Origin of the sequence: Halomonas korlensis (genome assembly GCF_900116705.1) — a bacterium.
Taxonomy (GTDB): domain Bacteria; phylum Pseudomonadota; class Gammaproteobacteria; order Pseudomonadales; family Halomonadaceae; genus Halomonas; species Halomonas korlensis.
On sequence record NZ_FPBP01000002.1, the window covers coordinates 58,665 to 75,262 of the forward strand.

15 protein-coding genes are annotated in these 16,598 nt (G+C 63.9%); 8 read left to right on the forward strand and 7 right to left on the reverse strand.

All coding sequences use genetic code 11. From position 1 onward, the window contains the following. The first annotated feature begins 5 nt into the window (after positions 1-5). Entirely contained in the window at positions 6-1,304 is a 1,299-nt protein-coding gene (gene gabT, locus BM341_RS03025) for a 4-aminobutyrate--2-oxoglutarate transaminase (protein WP_089792808.1), read from the forward strand. 96 nt (positions 1,305-1,400) lie between these two features. On the opposite strand, the gene katE is transcribed toward gabT, so the two are convergent. Beyond that, a complete protein-coding gene (gene katE / locus BM341_RS03030; protein ID WP_089792810.1) occupies positions 1,401-3,551 on the reverse strand; it encodes a catalase HPII in 2,151 nt (716 codons plus the stop codon). 298 nt (positions 3,552-3,849) lie between these two features. On the opposite strand from katE, the gene BM341_RS03035 reads away from it, so the two are divergent. Together BM341_RS03035 and BM341_RS03040 are read left to right on the forward strand one after the other, a co-directional pair. Next, positions 3,850-4,470 (forward strand): hypothetical protein, encoded by a 621-nt coding sequence (locus tag BM341_RS03035; RefSeq protein WP_089792811.1) that lies wholly within the window; start codon positions 3,850-3,852, stop codon positions 4,468-4,470. A gap of 154 nt (positions 4,471-4,624) precedes the next feature. Further along, entirely contained in the window at positions 4,625-6,040 is a 1,416-nt protein-coding gene (locus BM341_RS03040) for an amidase (RefSeq protein WP_089792813.1), read from the forward strand. A gap of 58 nt (positions 6,041-6,098) precedes the next feature. Here BM341_RS03040 and BM341_RS03045 read toward each other — a convergent pair whose 3' ends face one another. Next, positions 6,099-6,341 carry a GlsB/YeaQ/YmgE family stress response membrane protein gene (locus BM341_RS03045; RefSeq protein WP_089792815.1) on the reverse strand — a complete coding sequence of 81 codons (243 nt, stop codon included), beginning with the start codon at positions 6,339-6,341 and terminating at the stop codon, positions 6,099-6,101. Between the two features lie 91 nt (positions 6,342-6,432). Next, positions 6,433-6,981: a DUF924 family protein gene (locus BM341_RS03050; RefSeq protein ID WP_089792817.1), complete on the reverse strand. Its 549-nt coding sequence runs from the start codon at positions 6,979-6,981 to the stop codon at positions 6,433-6,435. Positions 6,982-7,088: 107 nt separating this feature from the next. Here BM341_RS03050 and BM341_RS03055 point away from each other — a divergent pair, with 107 nt between their 5' ends. The 4 genes from BM341_RS03055 to BM341_RS03070 all read left to right on the forward strand — a co-directional run bounded on the left by BM341_RS03055 (position 7,089) and on the right by BM341_RS03070 (position 10,481). Then, entirely contained in the window at positions 7,089-7,307 is a 219-nt protein-coding gene (locus BM341_RS03055; RefSeq protein WP_089792819.1) for a hypothetical protein, read from the forward strand. 196 nt (positions 7,308-7,503) lie between these two features. Beyond that, positions 7,504-8,895 carry a YcjX family GTP-binding protein gene (locus BM341_RS03060; protein ID WP_089792821.1) on the forward strand — a complete coding sequence of 464 codons (1,392 nt, stop codon included), beginning with the start codon at positions 7,504-7,506 and terminating at the stop codon, positions 8,893-8,895. Continuing rightward, a complete protein-coding gene (locus BM341_RS03065; RefSeq protein WP_089792823.1) occupies positions 8,892-9,962 on the forward strand; it encodes a TIGR01620 family protein in 1,071 nt (356 codons plus the stop codon). Before BM341_RS03060 ends, BM341_RS03065 begins: the two co-directional genes overlap by 4 nt. Positions 9,963-10,040: 78 nt before the next feature. Continuing rightward, complete coding sequence (locus tag BM341_RS03070) at positions 10,041-10,481, forward strand: universal stress protein (RefSeq protein ID WP_089792825.1); 441 nt, start codon at positions 10,041-10,043, stop codon at positions 10,479-10,481. 58 nt (positions 10,482-10,539) lie between these two features. Here the strand turns inward: BM341_RS03070 and BM341_RS03075 are convergent, their stop codons facing one another. Next, positions 10,540-11,340: an HAD family hydrolase gene (locus BM341_RS03075; protein WP_089792827.1), complete on the reverse strand. Its 801-nt coding sequence runs from the start codon at positions 11,338-11,340 to the stop codon at positions 10,540-10,542. 196 nt (positions 11,341-11,536) lie between these two features. On the opposite strand from BM341_RS03075, the gene BM341_RS03080 reads away from it, so the two are divergent. Beyond that, positions 11,537-13,477 (forward strand): exoribonuclease II, encoded by a 1,941-nt coding sequence (locus tag BM341_RS03080; RefSeq protein WP_089792829.1) that lies wholly within the window; start codon positions 11,537-11,539, stop codon positions 13,475-13,477. Between the two features lie 111 nt (positions 13,478-13,588). Here BM341_RS03080 and BM341_RS03085 read toward each other — a convergent pair whose 3' ends face one another. The 3 genes from BM341_RS03085 to BM341_RS03095 all read right to left on the reverse strand — a co-directional run bounded on the left by BM341_RS03085 (position 13,589) and on the right by BM341_RS03095 (position 16,357). Further along, complete coding sequence (locus BM341_RS03085; protein ID WP_089792831.1) at positions 13,589-14,476, reverse strand: urea carboxylase-associated family protein; 888 nt, start codon at positions 14,474-14,476, stop codon at positions 13,589-13,591. Positions 14,477-14,560: 84 nt separating this feature from the next. Beyond that, positions 14,561-15,925 (reverse strand): extracellular catalytic domain type 1 short-chain-length polyhydroxyalkanoate depolymerase, encoded by a 1,365-nt coding sequence (locus tag BM341_RS03090; protein WP_089792833.1) that lies wholly within the window; start codon positions 15,923-15,925, stop codon positions 14,561-14,563. Between the two features lie 15 nt (positions 15,926-15,940). Next, positions 15,941-16,357, reverse strand: a complete 417-nt coding sequence (locus BM341_RS03095) for a CopG family transcriptional regulator (protein ID WP_089792835.1) — start codon at positions 16,355-16,357, stop codon at positions 15,941-15,943. Between the last annotated feature and the right edge of the window lie 241 nt (positions 16,358-16,598).

A 16,598-nucleotide genomic window follows, 5' to 3' on the forward strand; every position in this document is an offset into this window, starting at 1 on the left:
GATTCATGAATAACGCAGAGCTCAACGAACTCAAGCAGCGCTATGTAGCCAACGGCGCCGCCAGCCCCGCCACGGCTTTCGCCGACCGTGCCGAGAACGCACAGGTATGGGATGCCGACGGCAATCGCTTCGTCGATTTTGCCGGCGGTATCGGCGTGCTCAATATCGGCCATCGCCACCCCAAGGTCGTCCAGGCGGTCAAGGACCAGCTCGACAAGGTCATGCATACCTGCCAGACGGTGATGCCCTATGAGGGCTACGTGAAGGTAGCGGAAAAGCTCAGCCAGATCACGCCGGTGCGGGGTCATGCCAAGGTCATGCTGGCCAACTCAGGGGCCGAGGCACTTGAGAACGCGGTCAAGGTCGCCCGCGCCGCCACCGGCAAGAATAATGTGATCTGCTTCGATGGCGGCTATCACGGCCGGACCTTCATGACCATGGCCATGAACGGCAAGGTTAATCCTTATCAGACCGACTTCGGTTCCATGCCGGGCAACGTCTTCCGCGCCCCTTACCCAGTGCCCTACCACGGCGTCAGCGAGGACGAGGCCCTGCGCGGCCTGAAGATGGCGCTGAAGACCGACGCCAATCCCAAGGACACCGCAGCGATCGTGCTGGAGCCGGTCCTCGGCGAAGGCGGCTTCTATGCTGCGCCGACGAGCTTTTTGAAGGCGATCCGCGAAATCTGTGACGAGCACGGCATGCTGATGATCGTCGACGAGGTCCAGAGCGGTTTCGGCCGCACCGGCAAGATGTTCGCCATCGAGCACAGCGGCGTGGAGCCGGACATCATCGCCATGGCCAAGAGCATGGCCGATGGCATGCCGATCTCGGCCATCGTCGGGACCGACAAGGTCATGGACGCGTCTGGCGCCAACTCGCTGGGCGGCACCTATACCGGCAGCCCCGTCTCATGCGCGGCGACGCTGGCGGTACTTGAAGTCTTCGAGCAGGAAGGCATTCTCGAGAAGAGCCAGGCGCTCGGCGACAAGCTGGCCAAGCGCTTCGCCCAGTGGCAGCAGGACTTCGACTGCGTGGACAATGGCCGCAACATGGGCGCCATGGCAGCGATTGATCTGGTATCCGATAAGGCCAACCATACCCCGGATGCCGACCTGGCGGGCGCGCTGTGCAAGAAGGCCCGCGAGAAGGGCTTGATCCTGCTGTCCTGCGGCATGTACGGCAACACCATCCGCTTCTTGATGCCCGTCACCATCGAGGATGACGTGCTCGAGGAAGGCCTCGGCATTCTCGAGGCAGCGCTCAAGGAGCTGGTTGGCGCCAAGCAGACCGCCAGCGCCTGACGCTATTGGCAAGTCACTAAAGAAAACGCGCCCCCAACAGGAGGCGCGTTTTTTCATGCCGCAGCAGGCGCGTCAAGCCGTTCCCGTGATTGATACTCAGGCCGACATCAGCTTGGCCTTTTCGTCACGCGACCAGACGCGATGCTGTCCCATGGCCTTGGTGAGAGGCGTGAAGACATCATCCAGCGTCGCGCCGAGAATGATGCCGTCCTCCTGCGTTGGCACCTCGGCGGCGCTCAGCAGCGCCTGGCCCTCGCCGATTGCCGCAATGGCCTTGAGATGCTTGTAGGCTTCCTGCACGTAGTAAAGCCCCATGCCGGATTGCGAGAGTGTCTTCACACTTTGCTCCCCGCCCGCCACGATCACCGCATCCAGGGTCACCGATGGCTGACCGTTGAGCATCGCGTCGGGCACGATAGCTTTGCCGCTGGTGGACTTGACCGGTGCCATGCTGGGCGCAATGACCATGCCCTGCGCCCCTTCGGCCTTCAGTTTCGCCTTGGCGGCTTCCACCTGGTCACCGTCCACGCCGTCGGCCACCAAGATCGCCACCTTGCGATACAGGATATTGTTCGGCAGGCGCGCCATCAGGCTTAGCGCCGGGGAGGACTGCAGCGAGCTCCGCCCCAGCTCTTCGGCCGGCGCAGGCTTGCTGGTCGGCGCCTCGATGCCATGGTTCTCGCCAACGCGACGGGCCAGTTCAAGATCGATATTGGGCAGTATCTCCTGGATTACCCGCTCACGAATCCACGGCCGGGCGACCTTGGACAGCTCGAAGGTATAGGCATCGATGATGTGCTCCTTCTCGACATCGGTCTGGCTGTTCCAGAACAGCGTCGCCTGCGAGTAGTGATCACCGAACGAGTCACTGCGCGCCCGCACCTTGTGGGCATCGACACGCTCGTAATAACTCTCGAAACCGCCATTTTCCGCCGCTGCTGGTGTCTCGCTGGGCCAGCCGCCATCGATCGAGTTGGGCTCATAGGACGCCTGGCCTTTGTTGATTGTCTGGCGATGCATGGAATCGCGCTGGTTGTTGTGGAACGGGCATACCGGCTGGTTGATGGGAATTTCGTGAAAGTTGGGCCCGCCCAGCCGCAGCATCTGGGTATCCAGGTACGAGAACAGCCGTCCCTGGAGCAGCGGATCATTGGAGAAATCGATCCCCGGCACGATATTGGCCGGATTGAAGGCGACCTGCTCGGTCTCGGCGAAGAAGTTGTCCGGATTACGGTTGAGCACCATCTTGCCGATCAGGGTAACCGGCACCTGCTCCTCGGGAATGATCTTGGTGGGATCGAGGATGTCGAAGTCGAACTTGTGCTCGTCCTCCTCTTCCACCACCTGAACACCCAGCTCGTATTCCAGGAAGTCGCCATTTTCGATATCGTCCCACATGTTACGGCGGTTGAAGTCGGGGTCACGGCCCCAGAGCTTCTGGGCCTCGTCCCAGATCAATGAGCAGGTGCCCGCCAGCGGCTTCCAGTGGAACTTGACGAAGCGACCCTTGCCTTGCTTGTCGATCAAGCGAAAGGTATGCACGCCGAAGCCTTCCATGTTGCGGTAATGCCGAGGGAACGCCCGGTCGGACATCGTCCACAACACCATATGGGTGGATTCCGGCATCAGGGAGACGAAATCCCAGAAGGTGTCGTGGGCCGATTGCCCCATGGGAATCTCGTTATGGGGTTCGGGCTTCACCGCATGTACGAAATCGGGGAACTTGATCGCATCCTGAATGAAGAATACCGGCATGTCGTTACCGACGAGGTCCCAGTTGCCCTCGTCGGTATAGAACTTGGTGGCGAAGCCGCGAACGTCGCGCACGGTATCGTTGGAACCACGCGAGCCCTGAACCGTGGAGAAACGCACGAAGACGGGAGTCTTCTTGCCGGGGTCCTGAAACAGACCCGCCTTGGAATACTGGGCCGCGTTCTTGTAAGGCTGGAAGTAGCCGTGCGCTGCCGCCCCCCGTGCGTGCACGATACGTTCGGGAATACGCTCGTTATCAAAATGGTTGAGTTTCTCGCGGAAGATGAAATCTTCCATCAGCGTGGGGCCGCGCTCTCCGGCTTTCAGCGAGTTGTGATTATCGGAAATACGCAAACCTTGGTTGGTGCGCAGGTCGTGCCCTTCGGCATCGCTGCGGTACCGCTCCAGGTTATCCGACTTGCTGTTCTCGGTCGTCTTGACGTCCGTATCGTTGGGGCCGCCACTGTTCGGCGTCGTATGCGGATTATTGGCCATGCAAACGCTCCTCCTTTGCGCTTAGTCTCAACCCGGCTAGCCAGTCGCTACTGATTCACCGAGCGGTCCTGTTGCTAACATGCTCAGTCCATAACTGACACCCCTTTTCAAGGTAGACGGTGAACCGATGCAGGCCTAATAGACAGGGCTTATTAATCGAACAGGCCAGGGCAATGGCGGCGAGGCTGGCCGCGCGCTCACGCTCGCTGGGACTCGTCTGGCGTAACCTGCTAATCTTGCCGCGTTAAGGCGTTGACGACGCGTGGCGTCGAACGGTCACGCCTCGGATGGAGTCACGATGTTTCGTACCCTCGCGATGCTTCGCTCGCTGCAAAGCGCACACCACTCCCTGGAGGATGCCCAGGCCACCGTCCAGCAGGCCTGCGATTACCGCTGGCTGAGAGAGCACCTGCCTCGCGGCGTGATAACCGGCAGTAATGTCACGCTATCAGATGGCACGCCTGCGGTGGCCATCACCCTGCCGTTCCTGGCGACCCCGGCGCGACGGCAGGGCGGGAAGTGGCCGGAAGCACCCGACGAGCGCGAACGCTGCCACGTGGAGGGCGCCCATGCCTGCCGTGCCGCCGGTGCGCCGACTTATCGCAAGCTCGAAAGCCTGTCGCAAGGACTGGCCCATGGCGCTCTTTCGGTCATGAAGGACGCCGCGCGTTTCGACTATCTAGTGGCCCGCCATGCGCTGCGACTAACCTGGCGGCGCCTGGACCATGTGGCGGGTCCCCTGGCTCGCCACTTGGGCCGATGGCTTTCCGGCAACAGCCAGCGCGCCGAACGTCATGGCCTGTTCCTGCTCGAGGTGAAAGTCCCCAGCGCGAGCGCCGAGGTCTCGCTTGAGGGGCAATGGCTGGATACCCAAGTGGACAAGTACCGGCGCATCGTGCCGTCCCGCGCTCAAGGTTGAACCCTTCCCTGGCGGCGGCTGTCATGACACCACCTCAGGCGTTTCGGCCCATGCGCTGAACGCCAGACACGCCTGGACACCTCGGGAATCGCCCAGGCTGAGCGTCCGGTCGAGACGCAAAGGATCTCGCCCGCAGCGATACAGGGAGGAAGGAATGAGCGACACCGATCTCGGCACGATGGATGCCAGTGCTCTTGCGGCACGCTATGCCGCGGGGGAGGCCTCACCGCTTGAAGCGACCGGGGCGGCACTCGAGCGTATCGAGCGCTTCAATAGCGCGGTCAACGCCTATACCTATGTCGATGCGGAGGGCGCCGAGGCGGCCGCCCGGGCATCAACCCGCCGTTGGCGCCAGGGCGCTCCCTTGAGCCCGATCGATGGCGTACCGGTATCGCTCAAGGATCTGACAGAGGTCGCCGGCATGCCGGCACGCGAAGGCTCGCGCATGAGCCCGGCGACCAAACGCCAACAGGACGCCCCACCGGCGCGAATGCTGCGGGAGGCCGGCGCCATCCTGCTCGGCAAGACCAATACGCCGGAGTTCGGCTGGAAGGCCGTCACCGACAATCTCGTCCATGGCACGACGTACAATCCCTGGGACACGCGCCTGACGCCGGGCGGTTCGTCAGGCGGGGCCGCGGTTGCCGCCGCCCTCAACATGGGCGTACTGCATCAGGGCGGCGACTCCGGCGGCTCAATCCGTATCCCCGCAGCCTTCACTGGCGTCTTCGGCTTCAAACCGTCCTTCGGCTGGACGCCGCAATGGCCGCCTTCAAAAGAGCCATCGCTTTCGCACATCGGCCCCTTGACGCGCAACGTGCGTGACGCGGCGCACATGCTGAACGTGATCGGGCGTTATGATTTTCGCGATCCCTATGCGATCCGCGGCCAACCCGACGACTGGGGCAGCAACCTCGCCAACCGCCTCGATGGCCTGCGCATCGCCTATTCGCCGGACCTGGGTTATGCCAGGGTCGATGAGCAAGTGACACGGCGCGTCCGCCAGGCCGCGGAAACGCTTCAATCCCTGGGTGCGGTGGTGGAGGAAGTCAATCCTGGCTTTGCCTCACCCGTCGAAACCTTCAAGACGATGTGGTTCACGGCATCACTGGAGCTGTGGTTGCAGTGCAGTGAACGCGAGCGCGAGCTCCTCGACCCCGGCCTGGTTGCCAATGCCAAGCGCGCGGAAGCGCTGAGCGCTGTGGACTACTTCCGTGCCCTGGCCGACCGCGCCCGGCTCACCGAACGACTGGAACACTTCAATCAGGATTACCATCTGCTGATGACGCCAACGGTGCCGATCGAACCCTTCGCGGCGCATCATGAAGTGCCGCCGGAAAGCGACATGCAGGATTGGGAAGAATGGGCGCCCTTCTCCTACCCTTTCAACCTCAGCCAGCAACCTGCCGCCTCGGTGCCTTGCGGCTTTACCGATACCGGCTTACCCGTTGGTTTCCAGCTGGCCGGCGGCAAGTTCGATGACGTTCGCATATTGCACGCTTCTCATGCTTATCTGGAGGTCTGTCCACCCCGCTTCCCATCCGAGCCCAATCCCGCCCAGGTTTCCTGAAACGACTCGCCCGGCAGATAACCGGGCGAATCGTCAGCGCAGGGTCGAGCATGTCGCGTCAGCCACTCTTGACCTTCGAGATTACCCACAACAGTAATACCGCCCCCGCAATGGCGGTGACCAGCGAGCCGACAAAGCCCCCCGCCTGCAGGCCCAGCAGGCTGAACAGCATGCCGCCGATCACTGCACCGACGATGCCCACGCCGATATTACCGAGGATGCCGAAACCACCGCCACGCATGATATGACCGGCAATCCAGCCCGCCAGACCGCCAATGATTAGCCAAGCAATCAGTCCCATGATCGTCTCTCCTTTTTACGTCAATTCAAGGCCGAGCCGTGATGGTGCCTCAGGTGGGCGGCCGAAGAAAGAGCGGTCTCGGAAAGAGGGCTCAGAATGAGGAGCCCGGCTCATCGAGAAAGGCCAGCTCCTCGGGACTGGACTCGCGCCCCAGGATGGCGTTGCGATGGGGATAGCGTCCGAAACGCTGGAGGATCTCGCGATGGCGATGCTCGACGCGAAGATTCTCCTCCAGGCCCGGCTGATCGAACAGGCGAAGTGCCTCTTCATGAATGGCGAGCGACTCGCTGTGCATGTACGGCATGTAGAGAAAGGGTCGCCACGCCACATCGAGATGACGGTCCGCCGCCTGGGCCACGGCTTCCTGGGCCAACGCCAGCGCCATCGTATCGTTGGCGAAGGCCTCGGGCGTATCGCGATACATGTGGCGTGAGAACTGATCCAGCACGACCACCTCAGCCAGCCGGCCGAGCGCCGAGCGCCGCCAGAGCCAGAGTTCCGCACGACTCGCCGAGGCCTGCAAGGTCCCGAAGCGCTCGACAATGGTGGCATCCAGTGTGGTGTCCTTGCGAAACCACTGGGCAGGCGTGAGCTCCTTGAACCAGAAATCGAGCACGACATCGGGACGCCCTTCTAGCATGGCAGGAACCTCTCTTGACGGTGTGTCGCCGTGACGGTGGGTCGGAATGATAGTCTTCCCAGATTAGCAGTCTTTACCGCCCCCCCTCCATCGACCGAAGAGCCACCATGACCGCTTATGACCTGCTACAGATGCTCACCTATGGGTTCCACCTGGTCGGCCTGCTGGTCTGTCTGGCCGGGCTGAGCCTGGCCCGGCGCCCCGAACGACGGCTGACGGGACGCGCCGTGGCAGTGTTCGGCTTTCTGATCGCGGTGGCGCCAGTACTGATGCAGCTTTTCGGTGTCATCGAGCCGGCGCCGATGCCGTCGCTGCCTCCCCGGTAAGTTCTTGGATGGCGGTGCCGTCGACCTGACGCCCTGGAAAGGCGCCATCCCCACCGGGATCGTGGTGATCGTTCTGGTGACCGCCATGAAGCCTCGCCACCGGCGGGTCTTTGTGGCGATCGCGTTTCGACCTTGCCAGCCGGTGATGACACCCGCACATTAAGGGCTGTGACTTATCGGGACGGATACCCCTTTCATGCGTCAACCGCTGGTTCGAGACATACACGACCTGCTGGAACGCGGCCGTGACCGCCAGCTTCGCCTGGCGGTCACCGGCCTGTCGCGTTCGGGCAAGACCGCTTTTCTCACTTCGCTGGTCAACCAGCTGCGCCACGCAGGGCTCGAGGCTCGGCTGGACTTGTTGCCCGCCGCCCGGGAGGGCCGCTTGCTCGGCGCGCGCCGGGTCAATCAACACGATCTTGGCGTGCCCCGCTTCCCCTACGACCAGGCCATGGCCTCGCTGGATGCCAACCCACCGCACTGGCCCGAGCCGACCCGGGGCATCAGCGAGCTGCGCCTGGTGATTCGCTATCGTCCGGGCAAGCGAGGGCTCCTGGGCAGCGAGATTCGCCAGTTGAGCCTGGATCTGTTCGATTATCCGGGCGAGTGGCTGCTCGACTTGCCGCTGCTGGGACACGACTACCCGAGCTGGAGCCTCGCTCAGCAACCGTCACGGGGCCAGGCTCGTGCCCGCCTGTTTGCCGATTGGCTCGACGCGGTGGCCGACCTGGACCCGGCCGCCGAGGCCGACGAAGCGAGACTCGCCGAGATCGCCGAATGCTATGCCATGGGGTTACGGGCAGCTCGAGAGGCCGGATTCGCCGACCTCCAGCCCGGACGCTTCCTGTTGCCCGGTGAGCTCGCCGGCGCTCCGGTGCTGCAGTTCTTTCCGCTCCCGGCCATCGAGACGCACGACACGGCCGAGCTGGCCCGACTGCCCTCGGAGAGCAACTACGCAACGCTCAACCGGCGCTTTCGCCATTATCAACAGCGGGTGGTCAAGCCCTTCTATCGTGAGCACTTTCGCCGCTTCGACCGCCAGATTGTGCTGGTGGACCTGCTGGGAGCCCTCAACGCCGGTCCGGAGCGCTTCGAGGACCTGTCCCGGGCGCTCGCCAACCTGATGCAGAGTTTTGACTACGGCCAGCGCAGCCTGCTCTCGCGCCTCTTCGCGCCGCGCATCGACCGCCTGGCGATTGCCGCGACCAAGAGCGATCATGTGACCCCCGACCAGCACCCACGCCTCGTCGCGCTGCTCGAGGCGCTGCTCGCCGAGCCGCTCAAGGACCTGCGCTTTGCTAACATTCCGGTCAAGGCGCTCTCGCTGGCGGCCATTCGCGCCACCGAGAGCCGCGAGGTGAGCCTGGAGGGGCATCGCTCGCCGGCCTTGCGCGGCAAGAGCCTGACGGGCGAAGAACTGTTGATGTACCCCGGCGAAGTGCCCGACAACCTGCCGGATCATGACTTCTGGACACGCCAGGGGTTCGATTTTCCGGCATTTCGCCCCATGCCCCGCGAAGGCGGCGCTCTTCCCCACATTCGCATGGATGCCACCCTGGATTGGCTCATCGGAGACAAGCTGCAATGAGCGATACCCGTCGACCTGACCCGCGTCCGCGGCAGGGCTTCGCGCTTGACGACCCCGAGCTCGCCCCGCCAATGGGCGACGACCCACGGCCGGGGGCGCGTTTCGCCGCCGACCTGCCCAGCCAACCCCTGGAAGAACCGCAGCCGGCTGAACAGGTATTGGAGACAAGCCTGGCCAAGCCCCGCAAGCGCCGCTGGGGACTGCTCGCGCTGCTCGGCGGCGCGCTGGGACTGGGCACGCTGGAAGCCGGCCAAACGCTTTATGCGGCGAGTCTCGGCGGCGACTGGCTGGCCGGTGCCTGGAGCCTGTTCGGGCTCTTGGCGCTGGGCCTGGGCGGCTCGGCGCTGCTCCGGGAACTGTTCCGGCTGCGGCGGCTGAAACGGCACGGCTCGCTTCGCGAAAGCCTCGACACGCTTCCCGAGGCGACCCCGAAACAGGCCCAGGCGCTGGCCGAACGCCTCAGGCGAGACCTGGGACTCGATGACGATCATCCGCACTGGCAGGGCTACCTCGCCGCCCGCGAGCCCCATCATGACGGGCGTGACATCCGGTTGCTGCTCTCGCATCACCTGCTCGCGCCCCGCGACCGGGAAGCTCGGCGGTTGATCTCGAGAATGTCGGGAGAGACCGCCGTCATGGTGGCCATCAGCCCCCTGACGCTGGTCGACATGCTGTTGGTGGCATGGCGCAACCTGGCGATGGTCGATCGCCTGTGCCGGCTGTACGGTCTGGAACTCGGTTATGCCAGTCGACTGCGCCTGATGAGAAGCGTGCTTTACAACATGGCCTTCGCCGGGGCCAGCGAGATGGCCAGCGACGCCGGCATGCAGATGCTGTCGCTGAATCTCGCCGGGCGCCTCTCGGCCCAGGCAGGCCAGGGTCTGGGCGTTGGCCTGCTCAGTGCGCGTCTTGGCCTGCGAACCCAGCGCCTCACGCGCCCGCTGGGCTTCGCCGACAATGAAGCGCCTCGGCTGAGCGACCTTCGCGGCGAGCTCTGGCAGCACCTGCGGCGTCTGGAGTCCGGCGAGGAGAAGGCGAAGGCGAAGGCGAAGGCGCGCCATCCTTGACTCCGATCATGACAGTGTCTGCCCGGATAGCTAGGCTCGATAGATAGCCATACCCTATCAACGAGAAGGATGCCCATCATGTTCTCTTCCATCCTGGTGCCCATCGACGGCTCCGAGCACGCCAAGAAAGCGCTGTCCGTGGCCTGCCAGCTGGCCCGGCAGGAGGGCGCCACCCTGCACTTGCTGCACATTCCAGAGGAACTCGCTCATGAGACCACCCTGGTCTGGGGCATCGGCGCCATCGCTGTCGAGGCCTCGCGGGAGGAACGCGAGGCGGCAAGCCGCCAAGTCGTGGACCGGGCCGCCAAGGCGGCTCGTGAGCTCGGCGCCACTAACATCGAGACGTTCATCACCGGGGGCGACCCGGCGCGGACTATCATCAGCGAGGCCCGACAGCGGGGTGTCGAGGCTATCGTCATGGGCAGCCGGGGCCTGAGCGACTTCAAGGGGCTGGTGGTCGGCAGCGTCTCCCACAAGGTCAGTCACGCCGCCGAGTGCACCGTGATCACCGTCCATTGAGGCGCCCCGCCACACCGTACAAACCACCACGCCACGGCGCTCCGACGGCGTGGTACGTTCAGCTCAGCTTGAAGCGCTCATGCAGCCACTTGGCCACGGCGCCGTTGGTGTGATGGCCGATGAGCCGTGCCTTCGGCACCCTACCGCGTAGCTCGGGATGCGCATTGGCCATGACATGCGCCTCGCCGGCCAGGGTAAGCATCTCGACATCGTTAAGGTTATCGCCGAACGCCAGGCACGCCTCGGCCTCCAATCCGAGCGCGTCGAGCAGTGAGGCCAGCGCCGTACCTTTATTGACCCCACCGGCCATGATCTCGAGCGAGGTTTCCATGGAGTACGTCAGATGCAGACGCTCGCCATGGCGGCGGCGGATCTCCGTTTCCAGCGCGGCCACATGCTGGGGCTCGCCGATGTAGAGCACCTTGCCGACACGCTCGCCATCGAGCTCGTCCGGTTCGGCTACCCGATACCCGAACCCGGTATGCGCATGCAGTGCCAGCAAGTGTGGCGCCTCGGCATCGATCAGCCATTCGTCGTCGTGATACAGGTTCAACCGCACTCCGGCCTGGCGAGGCAACGCGATCAGGTCGCGAACCAACTCGCGATCCACATGACGCGCGGCCACCAGGCCGTCGTCGTGATCGTGCAAGTAGGCGCCGTTGGTGCTGATGACGTGCACCGGCACGCCCAGGCGCTCGCGAAACACCAGCATGTCGCGAAAGTGGCGTCCCGAGGCAAAGGCGAGATGATGCCCTTGCTCGGAGAGCTTACGCAGGGTCGCGATGGTGTCCGCGGTCAGGTCATGGTCGGCATCGAGCAGCGTGCCGTCGAGGTCGGTAACGATCAATCGAGGGGTCATGGGCCTTCCAGGCAGCGAAGATGCGGCCAGGCTACCGAAGCGGCTGGCCGCTGTCTTCAATCACCCACCGGATATCCAGCGAAGGGGCTTTCGAGTACCGGAAAGCGCAAACGTAGCGCCTCGATTGCTCGTTGGGTTTGGCCCCGCGAAGGGGAATCCGTATAGTAGTTTGCTTCCCCGCCAACCGATCGTGACCATGCTGCAGAATAACTCGGCGCTTGCTCAGCTCAAGCAACAGATGCGCAACAATACGCCTCGCGTAGAAGGCGTGATCAAGGCCACCGACAGGGGCTTTGGCTTTCTCGAGACCGATGACGGCGAATCGTATTTTGTGCCACCGCCCGCCATGAAGCAGGTACTGCACGGCGACCGCGTCGGCGCCATCCTCCACGAGGAGGGCGACAAGCAGTCCGTGGAGCCGGACACCCTGATCGAGAGCGGCATGAACCGCTTCATCGCCCGCGTGCAGAAGCGCGAGGGTCGGCTGGCGGTGGTGCCCGATCATCCCTCGATGAAGAATGCCCTCAAGGCGCGCATCAAGCGCAGCCTCGACGAGGACAGCATCGGCGATGGCGACTGGGTGGTCGCGCGGCTGGTTCGCCATCCCCTCAAGCCCGATGACCGTGCCTTCTTCACGCAGATCGACGAGTTGGTGGCCAAGACCGACGACCCCGCCGTGCCGTGGCGGGTCACCCTGGCGCGTCATGCACTCGAGCAGGAGTGTCCGGATGCCGGCGACGACTGGCCGTTGCTCGATGAGGGCCTGACGCGTGAGGACCTGACCGGCGAGCCCTTCTTCACCATCGACGGTGAGAAGACCCGCGACATGGACGATGCCCTGCGCATCGAGGCCGACGAGGACGGCGGCTGGAAACTGACCGTGGCCATCGCCGACCCCACCGCCTATATCGCGGAAGGACACGCCGCCGACTTGGAGGCGCGCACCCGCGCCTTCACCGTTTACCTGCCGGGACAGAACGTCACCATGCTGCCCGAGCAGCTCGCCGACGACCTCTGCTCGCTGTGGGAAAACCAGGAGCGCCCGGTGCTGGCCTGTACGCTCAAGATCGCCGCCGACGGCAGCCTGGGCGACTATCGCTTCTTCGCCGCCACCGTGCGCTCTCAGGCCAAGCTGGCCTACGACTGGATCTCCGACTGGCTGGAAGACCAAGGTGAATGGCATCCGTCCGAGGCGATCGGTGAACAGCTCAAGGCCCTGGAAGCCATGACCCAGGCCCGCAGCACCTGGCGTGCCGAACATGCGCTGGTGTTCAAGGACCGCCCGGACTTCGTCTTCGACCTCGACGCGGCCGGCAACGTGCTGGCGATTCGCACCGAAGAGCGGCGCATCGCCAACCGCATGATCGAGGAATCGATGATCGCCGCCAACGCCTGCTGCGCTGACCTGCTGGCCAAGCATGTGGGCCACGGCATCTTCAACGTGCATCGTGCCTTCGAACCCGAAAAGGCCGAGGCCGCGCAGGAATTCCTGTCCGGCCAGGATATCCAGGTCGAGCGCGAGGCGCTGACCGAGCTGCCCCGCTACCGCGACCTCAAGCGGGTGCTCGAGGGGCGCGACGATGCCTGGCTGGATGCCCGTCTGCGCCGCTTCCAGGGCTTCACCAGCATGTCGGCCCAGCCCGGCCCGCACTTCGGCCTGGGGCTGGCCGCCTACGCCACGTGGACCTCACCGATCCGCAAGTATGGCGACATGGTCAACCATCGCTTGATCAAGCGGGTGCTCAAGGGCGAACAGGCCCCGGCCGAGGCCAGCCAGCAGCTCACCGAGCAGCTCACCGAGCGGCGTCGCCTCAATCGCATGGCCGAGCGCGACGTCAAAGACTGGCTCTATGTCCGCTACCTGACGCCGGCCGCCGAGGCGCAGGAGACCTTCGAGGCCGAGATCATCAACGTCAATCGCGGCGGCATGCGGGTACGCCTGACAGCCAATGGCGCCACTGCCTTCATTCCGGCGCCCCTGATGCACAGCGACCGCACCAAGGTGGTCATCGATGACAAGGAAGGCCGTATCCAGATCGAGGAGACGGAACGCTTCAAGCTTGGTGACGTGATCCGCGTCGTGCTGACCGAGGCGCGCGAGGAAACCCGCTCGCTGGTCGGCCGTCCGGTCGACTGAGGCCCTGCCCTGCCTTCGACACCTCACGGGGCCTTCGGCACCCTTATGGTGTCGAAGGCTCCACTTTCTGTAAGTAACCTCATGGCTTGAGCCGTGTGGAACGCTCACGCCTTACCGGCGGTTGAAGCGACGCTGCTTCTCCGCCGTCCAGTCGATTGCCGGGGGGCGCATGCCGTGACCGCCCCGGTAAGGTGCGTACCCGGGTGACTTCCAGCCCGTCAGCAGCGCCGGCGCAAGCCGAAACACCTCGACCCCGATGGGGTGACAAGTTTCCAGAGGGTCGCGGGCATCGGGGCCCCACAGGTCGACCGACAGGTCGCCTCCGGGGCAGCACGATAGGGCACACAACAGGTCGACTTCGGCGAACAACTCGATATAGTCGCCCTCTCGGGCCGGACAGGCCTTCATGAAGTACTGGTCATCATCGTTGAGTCCGGTGCACTGGAAGACGTTGAGCACGTCGTGCACATCGAACTCGGTGAGCCCGAAGGGGGCCACCGCACGCACCAGATTGGAGTGACAGTGATGGTCGAAGTCCTCGCCGGTCAGCAGCTTGTTGACGTAGGGGTCGCAGCGCGTACCCAGCAGGTCATGGACCCGGCCACCGTCAGGGTCCATGCCACTCCCGTTCACGCCATAGCCGGCCAGGGTATCGTCGATGATGGTCGCCATGGGCCGCAGATAGGGTAGCGTCGACCACAAGCGATCGAACGTCGACACATGAGCCCGCTGCAGTTGGCGAGTCCGCGAGGCCCAGAAGCGCTCCCGCGGATTGTGACGGTGCCAGAGGTTGAGATCGCCGACCTGGGGTCCATCCAGCGTCGAAAGGCGCAGCACATGGCCGGCCGGCACTTCCCAGGCCAGGCCCTCGCGAATCGGCACGACCCGCTGGTCGACAAGCTTTCTCGCCTCTAGCGCCGTCAGTCGGGCATAGAAATCGCGGTCCACGTCCAGAAGGGAGCCTTGCGTGGCGCGATAGGCGGCGGGCACCTTTGCCATTGTCTTGTCTCCTTGGATTTTGAGCGATACCCGACATGCTAGCGGATTGTCCCCTGACGCTCTCAACGCCCGCCACGTGACGCCTCAGCTCGCGCTGCGCTCGCCCTGCTGATGGTAATAGAAGAAGCGCAGCATTTCTTTCGCGGCGTCGGGACCCTTGGGATCGGTATAGCTTCCCTGCGCGCTGCCACCCGACCAGGCGTGACCCGCCCCCTGGACCCGCCACTGCTCCAGGCGTGGCTCGCCCTTCGCATTAAGATGCGTGGTACGCGTATAGGCATGGCCATTGGCCGCCTGCCCCTGTTCCACCGTGACCCTGGCGTTGCCCTTGCCGCGACTTGCCGTCTCGTCCTTGCTTCGCGTGACGGCGTACTGGGCGGCCACGCGCTCCGCATTGCTGGGGTGCACGGTGGTGTCGCGGTCGCCATGAAAGATGATGGCTGGCACCTCCGATGTCCACCTGGATTCTTGCGTGGAGGTACCGCCGCCCAAGGGCCCCGTGCCGCCCTGCATCGCCCCCAGGGCATCGGGGAGGCTCTGCGCCACCCCGTGGGGCAGCCCCGAATGCACGCCCACCGCCGCAAAGAGATCTGGATAGGTCATTGCCAATGTCGTTGCCATGGCCCCGCCAGCCGACAGCCCCGCGACATAGACCCGGCTCGCATCGAGCCCGTGCGTGTCGATGACCTGACGGGTCATGCCGGCAAGAATTGCCGGCTCACCGCCCTCGCGCTGCTGGTCTTCGGCCTTGAACCAGTTCCAGCACTTCGAGCTGTTGGCGGTCATCGGCTGGGCCGGATAGAGCACGCAGCACAGCTGCTCTTCGGCCAGTCGATTCATGTTGGTCCCGGCCGCAAAGTCATCGGGATTCTGCGTGCAGCCATGCAGCATGACCACCAACGGTAGTGCCTGCCCGTCATAGCCGCTGGGAATGTACAGCTTGTAGTCGCGCGTGCCGACATGGTTGGTAAAACGACCGGCCGTGAATGCGCCGGGCCGTGCCTCCTCGGTGGTACCTCCTGCCTGCTCGGGCTGCGCTCTCTCGGGCTGCGCTATGGCGCCGCGAAACTTGAGCCACTTGCCGCGCCATGCAGCTGGCACGCCAATGTCGTCACTAGGGTATGCCCCCGTTGTTGCCTGACTTGCACGACCAAACGCGGAAAAAGGTGCCTTTTGAGTGGCAGGTTCATCTGTCTGGTCCGACGCCGGCTCATCCGGCTCAGCAGACGCTGGCCTTGACGCCGCGACCGCCTCGTCGACGACCTGCCAGCTCCCCTCAAAGGTATTCCCCTCGAAGGTATTGCCTCGCCGATACGGTTCATTGGGCGTTTCGCCATCCTTCGCCCCGGGCATTGCGCCCTGGAGGATGGCCATGGCCTCGTGCAGTTTCCCGGCGCGCGTGAGCCGCGTCGCCTCTTCCATTCGCTTCGTCATCGTGGTGTCGATCATCGTTGAATTTCCTATTCAGTGAATTCGGTCTGCCAGGGCGGCCTTGACCGCCGCGCTGGCATGCAGGGCGCCCAGCACGACCACCGATTCGATGGTGGCGCGCGCAAGCTCCGGTGATACGTCGTCGGCAATGCGGGCCAGCCCCAGCACCTGGATCTGCAGCGCCTCTCCGGCGGCCTGAAGCGCCTCTAGATCACTGCGGCTGTAGTCTTGCAAGCCCAGCACGAAGGCCTTGCGGGTCACGGTTTCTCTGACCACCTCGGCATGGGCCGCCAACTGGTTACGGATGGCCGTGCGGATCAGGTCGGTGCGATTGGAATAGAACCCTTCCTGGACCAGCAGATCGATCTGCCCCAGGTCGACGACCCCCAGGTTGATGGTGATCTTCTCGCTGGCGTCGCCGGTCTTGCGGCGCAGTTCATGCACGCTCATGGGTTATGCCTCGTTGGTCGATAGTGGGACGCCCTCTCGGCGCCCAATTACATCTATACGGCATCCAGGTACCATCCATATGGATGGTATAATAGGCCAGTCGCGGCAATAGTCAAGTTGTGGGCATACGAAAAACGACCCACCGATAGGCGGGCCGTGAATAAGTGTGTGAAGCGGGGTAGCGGAAAATCAAACGCCACAAACAACAAGGGCACCCAGAGGGTGCCCTTGAATACGTCAT